At 74.1% G+C, this 13,499-nt stretch carries 10 protein-coding genes; 7 read left to right on the forward strand and 3 right to left on the reverse strand.

Features of this window, described 5'->3' with window-relative positions; all coding sequences use genetic code 11:
- The first annotated feature begins 104 nt into the window (after window positions 1-104).
- From WME98_RS10030 to WME98_RS10040, 3 genes are all read left to right on the forward strand, one after another.
- Window positions 105-2,402 carry an ArnT family glycosyltransferase gene (locus WME98_RS10030; protein ID WP_437951103.1) on the forward strand — a complete coding sequence of 766 codons (2,298 nt, stop codon included), beginning with the start codon at window positions 105-107 and terminating at the stop codon, window positions 2,400-2,402.
- Between the two features lie 57 nt (window positions 2,403-2,459).
- Window positions 2,460-3,092, forward strand: coding sequence for a TonB family protein (locus WME98_RS10035; protein ID WP_437951104.1), 633 nt, complete (start codon window positions 2,460-2,462; stop codon window positions 3,090-3,092).
- Between the two features lie 527 nt (window positions 3,093-3,619).
- Complete coding sequence (locus WME98_RS10040; RefSeq protein ID WP_061622822.1) at window positions 3,620-3,925, forward strand: hypothetical protein; 306 nt, start codon at window positions 3,620-3,622, stop codon at window positions 3,923-3,925.
- A 7-nt stretch (window positions 3,926-3,932) separates the two neighbouring features.
- On the opposite strand, the gene WME98_RS10045 is transcribed toward WME98_RS10040, so the two are convergent.
- Window positions 3,933-4,727, reverse strand: coding sequence for a class I SAM-dependent methyltransferase (locus tag WME98_RS10045; protein ID WP_437951105.1), 795 nt, complete (start codon window positions 4,725-4,727; stop codon window positions 3,933-3,935).
- Window positions 4,728-4,894: 167 nt separating this feature from the next.
- Here WME98_RS10045 and WME98_RS10050 point away from each other — a divergent pair, with 167 nt between their 5' ends.
- A complete protein-coding gene (locus WME98_RS10050; protein ID WP_437333171.1) occupies window positions 4,895-5,377 on the forward strand; it encodes an ABA4-like family protein in 483 nt (160 codons plus the stop codon).
- Window positions 5,378-5,437: 60 nt separating this feature from the next.
- Here WME98_RS10050 and WME98_RS10055 read toward each other — a convergent pair whose 3' ends face one another.
- Window positions 5,438-6,484 carry a glycosyltransferase family 4 protein gene (locus WME98_RS10055; protein ID WP_437951106.1) on the reverse strand — a complete coding sequence of 349 codons (1,047 nt, stop codon included), beginning with the start codon at window positions 6,482-6,484 and terminating at the stop codon, window positions 5,438-5,440.
- 349 nt (window positions 6,485-6,833) lie between these two features.
- Between WME98_RS10055 and WME98_RS10060 the strand changes: the two genes are divergently transcribed.
- Window positions 6,834-8,597 (forward strand): hypothetical protein, encoded by a 1,764-nt coding sequence (locus WME98_RS10060; RefSeq protein WP_437951107.1) that lies wholly within the window; start codon window positions 6,834-6,836, stop codon window positions 8,595-8,597.
- A 57-nt stretch (window positions 8,598-8,654) separates the two neighbouring features.
- On the opposite strand, the gene WME98_RS10065 is transcribed toward WME98_RS10060, so the two are convergent.
- Window positions 8,655-10,505, reverse strand: a complete 1,851-nt coding sequence (locus WME98_RS10065) for a glycosyltransferase family 39 protein (protein WP_437951109.1) — start codon at window positions 10,503-10,505, stop codon at window positions 8,655-8,657.
- A gap of 283 nt (window positions 10,506-10,788) precedes the next feature.
- On the opposite strand from WME98_RS10065, the gene WME98_RS10070 reads away from it, so the two are divergent.
- Both WME98_RS10070 and glyA read left to right on the forward strand, forming a co-directional pair.
- A complete protein-coding gene (locus WME98_RS10070) occupies window positions 10,789-12,135 on the forward strand; it encodes a dihydrolipoamide acetyltransferase family protein (protein ID WP_437951111.1) in 1,347 nt (448 codons plus the stop codon).
- Window positions 12,132-13,403 carry a serine hydroxymethyltransferase gene (glyA, locus tag WME98_RS10075; RefSeq protein WP_437951112.1) on the forward strand — a complete coding sequence of 424 codons (1,272 nt, stop codon included), beginning with the start codon at window positions 12,132-12,134 and terminating at the stop codon, window positions 13,401-13,403. The genes WME98_RS10070 and glyA overlap by 4 nt, the downstream gene beginning before the upstream one ends.
- The last annotated feature ends 96 nt before the right edge of the window (window positions 13,404-13,499 follow it).

Raw genomic sequence — 13,499 nt, forward strand, 5'->3', positions numbered from 1 at the left:
CTACCTTACCCGAGCCGCGCGCGCGCATCGACCCGCGCCGCCGCGGGCGGCAGGCGCGTCTCTCCTCTCCGGAAGCGCCCCATCGACGCTAGGCTGCGCGCACGTTGCTCTTCCCGCGCCCCGCCCCCCGCCCGACCGATCTGCGCGGCCTCCCCGCCGCCTCCCGCCTCGAGACCCGCGCGGCGCTCGCCGTCACCGCCGTCGCCACCGCGTGGTTCGCGCTCGCCGCCGCGTGGGAGATGTTCGGGCCCATCCTCGCCGGCCATTACGCGTCGTCCGCCGGCGTCGGGATCATCGCGGAGAACATGCTCCGCTGGAAGATCCTCGGGCCCGTGTGGGAGTACACCGCGAGCCGGCCGGCGCCGGAGATGTACTACTGCCACCACCCCTGGGGGATCTTCTGGACGACCGCCGCGTTCATGGAGGTCCTCGGGCGGCACGACGTCGTCTGCCGCCTGCCCGCCGTCCTGCTGAGCGCCGCGACGCCGCCCCTGCTCTACGCCATCGGCCGCAGCGTCTACCGCCCCGCCGCAGGGGCGGCCGCGGCGGCGGCGTTCGTCGTCCTGCCGATCACGCTCGCGTTCGCGAGCCTCAACGCGCTCGAGGTCCCGGTCATGGCCTGGACGCTGCTCGGGCTCTTCGGGTACGTCCGGCTCACGCAGACAGCCCGGCGCCGCTACCTCGCGGTGAGCGCGCTCGGGCTCACGCTCGGCATGCACGCCGACTGGCCCGCGTTCGTGCTCACGGGCGGGCTGCTCGCGTTCGGCGCGCTCCGCGCCTACCTGCTCCCGAAGCGCGTCTTCGGGCCGATCCACGAGCGGCGCTACGCGCAGTGGTGGGTGCTCACCGCCTTCCTCGCGGCGCTGACCGCCGCGCTCTACCTCGCCCTCTTCCACCAGGCCGGCAAGCTCGGCGATCTCCTGGCGAGCTACGGGTTCCGCTCCTCGGGCAACGCCGAGCCGCTCGCCAAGGTGCTCGCGGGCCGGCGGTACTGGATCGAGCTCTCGTTCACGCCGATCGCCATCGCCGCGGGGAAGCTCGCCGCGCTCGTCTGCGCCGCGCGGCTCGTCCTGCTCCGGCGCGAGCACGACGCGCTGCCGCTGCTCTACCTCGCGACGGCGACGGTGCAGTACGTCGTCTTCCGCCAGGGCGCCGACATCCACATCTTCTGGCCGCACTACTTCGGGGCCTACTTCGCCCTCGCCGCCGCCGCCCTCGTCGCGACCTTCGCGGCGCTGCTCGAGCGCGCCGCGGCCGCGCGACGCGCGCCCGGCGCCGCGCGCGATTCCGCCGGGCCGGCGCCCGCGTGGCCCGCGCTCGCGGCGCTCGCGCTGTGGCTCGCGCCGCTCGCCGCCGTGCTGCGCGACGGGCTCCCCGCGCTGCGCTACGCGCGCGAGACGGGCGGGCGCTTCAACGAGCGGGGGCACCTCATCGACTCCGACGGGGAGAAGACGGCGTTCCTGCGCTGGCTCGCGCCGAGGTTGCCGCGGACGCCGACCGACGCGGTCGTCGAGATGCACGAGGGCATGAAGGCCACCTGGGCCCAGGTCTGGGCGCTCGGCGGGCGCGTCGTCAAGCCGACCCGGCCCGCGCCGAGGGAGGCGCCGCCCCGCGGCGCCTACCTCGCGGACACGCGGTTCATGCTCGACCGGGACCAGGCGAGCCTCGCGCAGCGCTTCGACATCACGGCGGTGGGCCCGTTCTGGGCGCTCGGCGCGGGCGTCGGGGCGGAGGCGCGGGCGCAGGGCGCGCGTGGCATCGAGGCGTTCTCGTTCCGCGAGCGCGAGCCGGGGCTCCTCGCCTGGTACTTCGTCTCGGGCACCGAGCCCGAGCGCGAGATCGTGCCGGATCCGTTCCTCACGTGGGAGCTCCGCGCGCACTTCGGACAGCCGGCCGAGCCGCCGGCCGGCCCGCCGGAGACGCTGGAGCAGAAGCGGATCGCCCACAACGCCGCGCTGGCCGCGGGCGACGCCGCGCGCGCGGCGGCGCTCTTCTCGGAGATCACCGCCGCGCTCGCGCCGCTCGGCGCGCGGTTCGACGACGGCACCGAGCTGCTCGGGACCACGTTCCACGAGGGCGCGCGCTCGCTCCTCACGATCTTCGTGCGCGCGGGCGGGCCCGCGGCGAGCGACGTGGCGCTCTCGGTGCGGTCGCGGGTGGTCGAGCGCGCCCCGCTGTCCACGACGATGGCGGACCCGGTCTACCGCGAGGTCGGCCTCCCGACGGCGATCTCGCCGCAGCGCTGGAGGGCGGGCTTCGTCTACGCCGATCCGGTGCCGATCCGGAAGCGGCCGGGGACGGAGGTGTTCTGGGCGTCGCTGAAGGCCCGCGATCGGGGCCGAGCGCCGAGGCTCCTGGGCGGCGGCGGCGCGTCCGAGGTCGAGGTGCTGCGGCTGCGCTGAGCGGCGGCGCCTCCATCCTCGTGGACACGGCCCCGCATCCGGGTTTTACCTTCGGGCATGAGCTCTCGCCGAACAGGTCTGGTTCTGGTCCTCGCGCTCGCGTCGGCCTGCGCGCCGCCGCCCGCCCAGGCGCCGGCGCAGCCCGCGCCGCCGGAGCCGGCGGGCGCGACCTCCACGGCGCCCGCGGACACGACGCCCGCCGCCCCGGCGGGCGCGACAGCCCCGGCGCCGGCGGGCACGACGCCCGCCGCCGGCGAGTCGCCCCCGGCGACCTCGCAGGTCCCCGGGGCGGCGACGCCGGTCGAGGCCGCGCCGAAGCCGGCCGCGCCGAGGGGCGACGGGAACGTGAAGCCGGGCGCGGCCGTCGCGACGGGGACGCTCGGGGGCAGCCTCTCGGAGGTGCAGATCCGCGACGTCGTGGAGAAGCACGCGGAGCTCTTCGACGAGTGCTACAAGATCGGCGTCAAGAGCTCGCCGAAGTTCGTCGGGAAGGTGACCGTCAAGGCGACCATCGGCCCGAGCGGCAAGGTCAACAAGGCAGACGTCGTGAGGTCGACCGCGAAGAACCCGCAGGTCGACCGCTGCGTGGCCGACACGTTCGAGAAGATGCAGTTCCCCCCGCCGCAAGGCGGGGTGACGACCGTCATCACCTTTCCCATCGAGTTCAGCGGCATGGAGCTGGTGCCCTGAGAGGCCCTGCCCGGGAGCGCGGCCGGCCTGGGCGCGGCCCGGCAGTGCTCGAAATTGAACATGAAGGCGGGAAGGCGGGAAGAAAAGATCAATGATCTTCCTGCCTTCCCGCCTTCATGGGAACTCTCTCCGGGCAATTTGAGCGCTACCCGCGGCCGGCCCCGGCGAACGACCGAGCCGCCAGAGGCGCGCGACCGCGTGGCGATCTGCGACACGTGAGGCGGATCGTCCGCGTGGGCTACACCGGGCGCGGGCTCGGGAGACGCGCGCGCCCGGGCTCGGCCGAGCAGGGCGAGAGGGCCGGCGAGGGCACGGAAGCTGCTTTGCGCTGGAACGCTGAAGCGCTGGAACGTTGAAGGCGACACGCCGTCCGCCCGATCCGCCCCGCAAGCGCGATCGGCGGACGGCCAGGCAGACCACGCCCACGGATGGGTGTACCGGCCGCCAGGCGGTGCGACGCCCCGCGGCCGGTCGCGTTCGAGATCCAGTATCGCCGGCGACGGCACGGGTGAGGAAGCATGGAGCGGATGGAAGTGCAGCGGGATGTCCGGAGCGCGATCGCGATAGCGTATGAGCTCTCGCGCCACGAGCACGTGCAGAACCGGGAGCACGTGTCGCAGGCGCTCGGCGAGCTCAAGGACGAGCTCGCGCGCATCGAGGCGAAGCTCGGGGGCGAGCGCATCCACGAGGTGACCGCGGACGGGCTGCCGCCCGTGCTCGAGCAGATCGAGGGGCTCGTCGAGGACGCGGGGCCGGTCGTCGGCGATCAGATCAAGGCGCTGCTCCAGAGCGTGCAGCGCATCGCCGGGGAGCTCGCCCCGGGCCGCTCGTAGGCGAGCGTCAGGCCGCCGGCCGCCGCGCCGCCAGGGTGAAGCCGAGCGTCTCGGTAGGATCGGGCAGCGCGCGGTCGAGCACGCGCGCGCCCGCGGCCACCGCGATCATGGCCGGCGCGACCAGCGGCAGCGTCCACACGCGCGCGCCGCGGCCTTCGCAGGCCTCGTGGCCGAGCTTGCCCATCGCCTGCGCGACGCCGCCGATCTGCGCCACCTGGAGCGCCAGGTAGCTGTTCACCTTGTGGCCGAGCAGGCTCCAGAGGCCTCCGTGCGGGCAGATCTCCTCGATGATCAGGCCGGCGCGGCCGCACAGCGCGCGGAGGCCGTGAGGGGTGAAACGGAAGTAATCGTGCGGCTCCTCGTGCAGGCGGAACGAGAACGGCGCGCTCAGGAGGAGCAGGCCGCCGGGGCGGAGCACGCGCGCCATCTCGGCGACGAGCGCCTCCGGGCGGGGGGTGTGCTCGAGGACCTGCACGCTCAGCACGGTGTCGAAGCTCGCGTCCGGGAAGGGCAGCCGCTCGCCGTCATAGAGCATGTCGGCCTTGCCCCGCGCGCGCGCGGCCGTGGCGCCGAAGGTCGCCTCGTGCTCCACGCCGAGGTACTCGAGGACGTGGGGGAGGAAGAGGTGCTCATAGGGCTTGTCGCCGCAGCCCACGTCGAGCAGCCGCCCGCGCGCCCGCGGGGCGAGGCGCGCGAGCGAGGTCACGACGTGGGTGAGCTGGAGATCGACCCAGTCCGACGCGGCCCGCGCCGCGCGCCCGAGCGGCGGGCGCCGGAGCAGGGCGTGCAAGAGCTCGTTCATGGCCGCCTCTTATCACCGCCGCGCCTCGCGAAAGAGGCCCGCGCGACGGCCGCGGCGCGACGCGCCTCGATCCGGCGCCGCCCCGCGGCGGCGGACGATCGCTCGAGCCGCGCCTCCGCGCGCCTCCTGGCCTCTCCAGGAGCGTTCACCTACCCTGCCCCGAGCTCATGGATCTGGAGACGATCTTCTCGATCTGCAACGCGGCGGTCCTCCCCGGCTGGCTGCTGCTCGCCTTCGCGCCTCGGTGGAGATGGACCCAGCGCGTCGCCGCTGGCACGGCGGCGGCGCTCGCGCTCGTGTACCTGATCCTGATCGTGCCGACGTTCGGCAAGGGCGAGGGCAGCTTCGGCAGCCTGCACGGGGTCGGGCAGCTCTTCGCGCGCCGAGAGGTGCTGCTGGTCGGGTGGATCCACTATCTCGTGTTCGACCTGTTCACGGGCTCCTGGGAGGTGCGCGACGCGGCGCGGCTCGGCATACCGCACTGGACGGTCGTGCCCTGCCTGGCGCTGACGCTGCTCTTCGGCCCGGTCGGGTTCCTCGGCTACCTGGCGCTCCGCGCGGCGCTGCGGCGCCGGCTGGACATCGACGACGCTGCCCCGGCAGGGATGCCCGCGTCCCCCCGCGGCGCGCCGTCGCCGCCGCCCTCGTGAGGTCCGGCCCGGGGCGCGGACCGCGCGCTCGGGCGCGCGAGCGGGGCAGCCCCGCAGCGCTCAGGCTGCGCGGGAGCCGTGGGCGCGCCGCGGGCCGCTCACGGCGCGGTAGAGCGCCTCGTACTTCCCCACCATCACGGCGCTGCTGAAGCGCTCGCGCGCGCGGCGCGCGCAGGCGGCGCGGTCGAAGCGCGCGAGCCCCGCCGCGATCGCGGCGAGGCGCGCGCCGTCGCCCGGCGCGGCCAGGAAGCCCGTGATCCCCTCGTCGACGATCTCGGTGAAGGAGCCGCGGCGAAAGCCGAGCACCGGGGTGCCGCAGAGCATCGCCTCGACGGCGATCAGCCCGAACGGCTCCTCCCACTGGAGCGGGCAGAGGAGGGCGCGCGCCCCGCGCAGGAGCGCGACCTTGCGATCGAGATCCATCTCTCCGAGGTCCGACGCGCCGCTCTCCCGGAGGCGCGGGACGACCTCGCGAAGGTAGTAGAGTCGATCCTTGGAGTGCGCGCGGCCGGCGAGCCTGAGCTGCATGCCCGCAGCCCTCGCGATGTCGAGGGCGAGGTGGGTCCCCTTCTCCTCGGCGTAACGGCCGAGGTGCGCGAGGTAGCCCTCGTCGGAGAGGCTCGTCGGGTAGCGCGCCGGCGTGACGCCGTGATGGATCACGCACGAGCGCGGGAGCGCGATCTCGAGGGAGCGCTGCCGCTCGCTGATGGCCACGTACGCGATCTCCGGGTGCTGGGCGTAGATGCGCGAGCTCTCGTCGCACGACGCGTGGTGCAGGGTGTGCACGGCCGGGACACGGAGGAAGCGGGTGAACGGGACGGCGATGGGGCTGTTCAGGTGCACCAGGTCGAACCTGTCCTCCCGCGCGATCTCCGACGCGGCCCACGCGACGTGGTTGACCTCGTCCTCCGGCGCAGGGGGCCAGCGCGGGCTCGCGTAGAGCGACAGGCGGCGGCAGGCGACCGACGAATCGCCCGTCGCGAAGAGCGTCACCTCGTGTCCGCGCGCCGACAGCCCCTCGGCGAGCTCGTAACAGAACAGCTCGGTCCCTCCGTACCCGGAGGGCGGCACCCGGATGAACGGGGTGGAGATGATCGCGATTCGCATGCTCGTTGCTCCTCGATCGCCGCGTCCCTGCGTCGCCGCGCCGCAACCGGGGCGTCATGCTCGACCCCCGCCCGAGGCGGAGCGCATGCCGGCGGTTCGATGCATCAACGAGCATGCCAGCAGGCGGATCCCGCCACCCCGGCGAGGGAGCGCGCGGGAGCAGGCGCTGCCGCGAGCCGGCGGGGCCGCCGCCGGCCAGCGCGGGTTCGGCCCTGCGCCGTGCGGCGCGGCGCGCTTTCAACAGGCGTCCCATGCGTCTAGGATGCTCGCCCGCTCGTCCTTGCCGCGGGGCAGCGCAGACGGCGTCGACGGCCTGCGCGCCCCGCCCAACCTGCAACCAGGTGTGTCCATGACTTCGAGATCGAATCGATACGGATCCGCGCTCGCGCTGAGCATTTCGCTGCTGGCCACCTCGGGCTGCGAGCTGGCCACGATGCCCGACCGCAGCCAGATCGGCGACGGTGGGAGCGGCGGGCAAGGGGGCGCAGGAGGGCTGGGGGGAGCCGGCGGCTCTGGCGGCAATGACGACGGCGGGGGCGGCATCGGCGGCTCCGGCGGCAATGACGGCGGCGGGGGCGGCATCGGCGGCTCCGGCGGCAATGACGGCGGCGGGGGTGGCGACGGTGGCTCCGGCGGTGGCGACGGTGGCTCCGGCGGTGGCGACGGTGGCTCCGGCGGTGGCGACGGCGGCTCCGGCGGTGGCGACGGCGGCTCCGGGAATGGCAACGGTGGATCCGGCGGAGTCGGTGGCATCGGAGGTGACGGCGGCGAAGGTGGAGTCGGCGGCGGAGACGGCGGCGAAGGTGGAGTCGGCGGCGGAGACGGCGGGTCCGGCGGCAGCGGCGGCGGCGGCACCTGCACCGGCGACGCGGACTGCGCCGAGCCCGCGAGCGAGTGCGCCATCGCGAGGTGCGTCGACGGTGGGTGCGTCACCGAGCCCGTCGCCGCGGGGACGCCGGCGGAGATGCAGATGGCCGGCGACTGCAGCGAGCGCGTCTGTGACGAAGGCGGCGCGGTCGTGGAGGTCGACGACGACGACGACGTGCCCAACGACCGCAGCGAGTGCACGATCGACGCCTGCCGCGACGGCTCCCCGGTCAACGAGCCGAAGGAGGTCGGCACCGAGTGCGCCCTCGGCGACGGCGGGAAGTGCAACGCCGCCGGGGCCTGCGTGGAGTGCCTGGTCCACACGGACTGCCCGTCCCAGGTCTGCCTCGATTTCGTGTGCCAGGCGGCCTCGTGCGCGGACGGCCGCCTCAACGGCGACGAGGGCGGCGTCGACTGCGGCGGCTCCTCGTGCCCGCCGTGCGGGGCGCCGGCCCAGGTGACCTCGGTCGATTACCCGATCATCGCCGTCGGGGGCGCGCTCGTGCTCACCGGCACGGGGTTCACCGGTGCGACGGAGGTGACCGTGAGCTACCTGCCGCAACCCTTCAGGGTCGACTCCGACACGCGGATCACCATCCCCGCGCTCTCGGACGCGACGCCGATCGGCCCGGGGGAAATCGTGGTGAGCCGCCCGGGCGCGCGGCAGACCACGTTCCGGGTGACGGTGCTCCGGCTCCAGATCAACGAGCTCGACGCCGACACGCCGGACGTCGACGCGCTCGAGTTCGTCGAGATCAGCACGGGCTGGCGGCTCACGAGCCTCGCCGGCTACACGCTCGTGTTCTTCAACGGGTCCGACGACGACACCTCCTACCGGGCGATCGAGCTCAACGCCGCGACCGACCGGTTGGGGCTGCTGCTCGTCGGCAACGGCAGCGTCATGCCGGCGCCCGCCCTCGTCTTCCCGAACGACACCCTGCAGAACGGCGCGGACGCGGTCGCCTTGTACCAGGGGCTGCCCGCGGACTTCCCCTCGGGCACGCCGGCCACCAGCGCGCGCCTGCTCGACGCCGTGGTCTACGACACGAACGATGCCGACGACGAGGGACTCCTGGACGCGCTGATCTCCAGCGATCCGGAGGCCCCGGAGCGCGTTCAGGTCAACGAAGGTGCGACGGCCGCGCCGGCGACGCGGTCGATCCAGCGCTGCGCCGACGGCGCCCGCGACGGCAGCCGCTTCGTGACGGCCGCGCCCACCCCGGGCCGCGACAACGCCTGCCCCTGATCCCGGCGCGCGCGCGGCCCTCCGGGCCGCGCCGCCGCCCCCGCGCCGACCCGCCCCTCAGCGCTCCAGGTAGATCTCGAAATCCTCGATGAGCACGGCGAGCTCGTAGCGATCGTCGATGAGCCCCGCGAGCGCCGGGAACCCGTCCAGCGTGTCGCGCGAGTCGAGCGCGTCGCCGGTCACCGACGGGAAGACGTCGTGGCGCTCGACCACGATCGCCGCCGGCGGGCTCGCGGCGAGGTCGCGCATGAGCGCGTCGCGTGCCTCCTGCCGGGCCCACGCCGCGCGCTGCGGGACGTTGTAGAGGTAACGCGTCGCCGGCGGGCGATCGGCGAGGTCGTAGATCACCGGCTCGAAGCCCCACACGAGCACCGGCCGCCCCGGCGCGACGCGCTCGCGCAGCCACGCGGCGACCGCGCGGTTCGCCGCGGCGTTCACGTCGGCCACCGAGGCGAGGCGGTCGAGGCGGCCCTGGTCCCGCGCGCCCGCGGCGAGCAGCGCGAGCCGCTCGGCGCAGCGATCGAGGTAGGCGTCGGCCACGTCCTTGGTCGCGGAGCGGGCGAAAGCGGCCGCGACGAGCGCCGCGACGAGCACGGCGGCCGCCCGCGCGCCGCGCTGGACGCAGCGCTGCCACGCCTTCCAGAGGCCGAGCGCGGCGAGCATCGCGGTGAGCGGCCAGGTCGCGCCGTAATGGTACGGGAAGAACTTCGCCTGCATCACCACGCCGACGAGGTGCATGGCGATCACGCCAGCGAACAGCGCCACGCCCGCGCGATCGTGGCGCTCGGGGTGCAGCGCGAGCAAGCAGACCAGGCCGAGCGCGATCGGGCCGGAGTACCGGACGAGCCACTCGCTGACGCCGTGCCACGCCATCTCGAGCACGCCCACGCCGCGCCACCCGAGCGCGGTGTAATGCGGCGTGAAGACGAAGAGGACCTCCCACAGATCGCCGAGCGCCCCCTTCGCGGCGAACCACGCGACGCAGGCGAGCACGGGGAGCACGCCGCCCAGCGCGATGAGCAGGGCGGGCCGGAGCGCGGCCCACACGAGCGCGGGCGCGGAAGAGCGCGCGGGCGCGCCCGGAAGAGAGCGCGCGGGCGCGTCCGGCGGCGCGCCCGGAAGAGAGGGCGCGGGCTCGCCCTCGATCGCGGGCCGGACGGCCGCGGCGCTCGCGGCGCTGCGCCGCGCGAGCGCCGCGCCGCGCCGCGCGAGCTCGGCGAGGGCGGGCGCGGCCAGCGCGACGGCGAGCACGACGCCGCCGCCGGCGAGGGGCGGCTTGAGGAGGCCGGCGGCGCCGAAGAGCGCGCCCGAAGCGACCAGCGCGGCCGCGCGCGGAGCGGGGCGCGGCGCGCCGGCGGCGCGGCCCTGCCCCACGCCGCGCGCGGCCACGAGCAGGGCGGCGACGGTGAGCATGCCGCCGAACGACTCGGGCTGCGCCGTGTGCCAGAAATCGAGCTGGGCGTGCACGAGCACGGCGAGCGCGGCGGCGACGATCCCGATCCGGCGATCGCCGAAGGCGCGGCCGGCGAGCGACGTCATCGCGAGGCACATGCCGGCGAGGCCGGCGACCTCGAGGGCGCGGATGCCCCACTGCGCCGGGCCGAAGAGCGCGCGCGCGAGCGCGTAGATCAAGAAGATGCCGGGCGGCTTGAAGTCGAACGCGTCGCGGTACGGCATGCCGCCGTCGAGCACCGCCCGCGCGACCATGGCGTAGATGCCCTGATCGCGGCCGTAGCCGTAGGTCAAGATCTGCAGCAGCAGGAACGCGATCGCGCCGAGCGAGACCGCGCAGATCGCCCGCGCCCCCGCGACGCGCGCCGGCCCGGCGTCGGGGCGCTCGCGTGCGATCTCGGTCGAGGCGGCCCGGGGACGAGGGACCGCGGTCACATCCGGCGCGGCGTCACGCACCGGGCCCTTTTACCGGCTCGGGCGCGCCAGCGTCTACGTGCGTCGACGTGCGTTCTACGTACGGTTCCACGTACGATTCCAGCCCTCCTGCGCCGGGCGTGTCGGCGGGCGCGGTTCGTCGTCGCCGAGCCGACCCAGGCAGCGGCGGGCGAATTGCGAAAAGGATACGCAGCGAACGAACACTGTGTCGTTGCCCTCGAAGGGCGGGCGGCGTATACGACCGTGCCGCCTTGCCCCGAGAAACGGGCGCTCACGGCGGCGCGCGTTGGAGGAGCGAGAAGCGATGGTCGATGTTCGCATGCCGCAGCTCGGCGAGAGCGTGCTCGAGGGGACCGTCTCGAGGTGGCTCGTGCGCGAGGGCGATTTCGTCAAGCGCGAGCAGCCGCTGCTCGAGGTTGCGACCGACAAGGCAGACACGGAGATCCCGGCGCCGACCGCCGGTCGCGTCACGCGGATCGCGGCGGCCGAGGGATCCGTGGTCGCCAAGGAGGGTCTGCTCTGCCAGATCGACGAGGCGGCGGAGGCGCAGGGCGCAGCGGAGCAGCGCCCGCAGGCCGCGGCCGCGGCCAGCTCCCCGGCGCCCGCGCCGGCGCCGGCGCCCGCGCCGGGCAGCAACGGGCATGACGAGAGCGCCCGCCCGCTGTCGAGCCCGTCGACGAAGAAGCTGGCGCTCGAGGCGGGCGTCGATCTGCGCGGCGTGCAGGGGACCGGCGAGCACGGTCGGATCACGCGCGACGACGTGATGCGCGCGGCGCATGGCGCGGCGGCCGAGCCGGCGCCGGCGCTGCAGGCGAGCGCGGCGCCCTCGCCGGGGATCGCCGCGAGCCAGGCGGCCGAGCTGTCGCAGCTCATCCAGTCGAGCGGCGGGTTCGTGCCGCCGGTGCCCGGCGTCGGGTACGGCGCGTACAAGGTGCCGCCCTACACGCCCAAGCCGGGCGACAAGGTGGTGCCCTTCAGCCGCCGCCGCCGCATCACGGCCGACCACATGGTCTATTCCAAGGTGACCTCGCCGCACGTGGTGACGGTCGCCGAGGTCGACCTGCACGAGACGTCGAAGCTGCGCGACGCGCACAAGGACGAGTTCAAGAAGGCTGGGGTGTCGCTGACGTTCCTGTCCTTCATCTGCGCCGCGGCCGTCCGCGCGCTGCGCGAGCACCCGGAGTTCAACGCGCGCGTGCTCGAGAACTCGTACGTGGTGCTGCGCGACGTCAACCTCGGCGTGGCGGTGGACACGCCCGGCGGCCTCATCGTCCCGAGCATCAAGCACGCGGACGAGCTGTCGCTGCGCGGCATCGCGCGGAGCATCGACGAGCTGGCCGGGCGGGCGAAGTCGGGCAAGATCACCGCCGACGACCTGGCGAACACGACCTTCACGGTCTCCAACCCCGGCCTCAAGGGCAACCTGTTCGGCGGCGCGATCATCTCACAGCCGAACGTCGGCATCCTGAGGATGGGGGAGATCAAGAAGCGCGTCGTGGTGGTCACGAAGGACAAGGAGGACTCGATCGCGATCCATCCGGTCATGTTCCTCGCGCTGTCCTACGACCACCGCATCATCGACGGGGTACTGGCGAACTCGTTCCTCTGGCGGGTCACCGACATCCTTTCACGCGGGGAGTTCGAGGTATGAGCGTGAAGAACGACGTGCAGGGCCTGCGGCCGCTGAGCGAGGTCGATCCGGAGATCGCCGAGCTGATCCGCCTGGAGGAGCGCCGCGAGGCGGACACGCTCCGGCTGATCGCCAGCGAGAACTACGTGTCTCGGGCGGTGCTCGAGGCGACCGGCTCGGTGCTGACGAACAAGTACTCCGAGGGTTACCCGCACAAGCGGTATTACGAGGGCCAGCAGCAGATCGACGTGGTCGAAGAGCTCGCGCGCACGCGGGTGGCCAAGCTGTTCGGGGCCGACCACGTGAACGTGCAGCCCTACTCCGGGAGCCCGGCCAACCTCGCCGTCTACCTCGCGTTCGCGCAGGCGAACGACACGATCATGGGCCTCGGCCTGCCCGCGGGCGGGCACCTGACCCACGGCTGGACGGTCAGCATCACGGGGAAGTACTTCAAGAGCGTCCCGTACGGGGTGCGCGAGAGCGATCACCGCATCGACCTCGACCAGGTGCGCGACCTGGCGCGCGCCCACCGGCCGAAGCTCATCTGGTGCGGGACGACGGCGTACCCGCGCACGATCGACTTCGCCGCGTTCCGGTCGATCGCCGACGAGGTCGGGGCGATCCTGGCGGCGGACATCGCGCACATCGCGGGGCTCGTGGCCGGCGGGGCGCACCCGTCGCCGGTGGGCATCGCCGACGTGGTGACGTCGACGACGCACAAGACGTTCCGGGGCCCGCGCGGCGCGATGATCCTCTGCAAGAAGGAGCACGCGAGCGCGATCGACAAGGCGGTGTTCCCGGGCCTCCAGGGCGGGCCGCACAACCACACGACCGCGGCCATCGCGGTCGCGGCGAAGGAGGCCTCGGAGGACGGGTTCCGGGACTACGCGAAGCAGATCGTGCAGAACGCGCAGGCGCTCGGGCGCGCGCTGGAGTCGCGCGGCTTCCGGCTCATCACGGGCGGGACCGACAACCACCTCCTGCTCATCGACATGACCCCGAAGGGGATCGGCGGGAAGCCCTACGCGCAGGCGCTCGATCGCGCGGGCATCGTGGCCAACTACAACTCGATCCCGTTCGACCCGCGCAAGCCGTTCGATCCGTCGGGGCTCCGCATCGGCACGCCGGCGGTGACATCGCGCGGCATGGGCGTCGCCGAGATGGAGCGCCTGGCGGCGTGGATGGATGACGTAGCGCAGAACGTCAACGACGAGGCGCGCATCGCGCGCATCGCCGCCGAGGTCGCGGAGCTCTGCCGCGGCTTCCCGGCGCCCGGGATCCGCGTCTAACACCCAGCGCCGACCGACGGAGCGAGCCCCCGAGGACGCCCGGAGAGAGATCTCCCGGCGTCCTCGGCGCTTTCGCGCGTCGCTTCACGGCGAGCC

The organism is Sorangium sp. So ce296, assembly GCF_051529605.1.
Lineage (GTDB): Bacteria > Myxococcota_A > Polyangia > Polyangiales > Polyangiaceae > Sorangium > Sorangium cellulosum_D.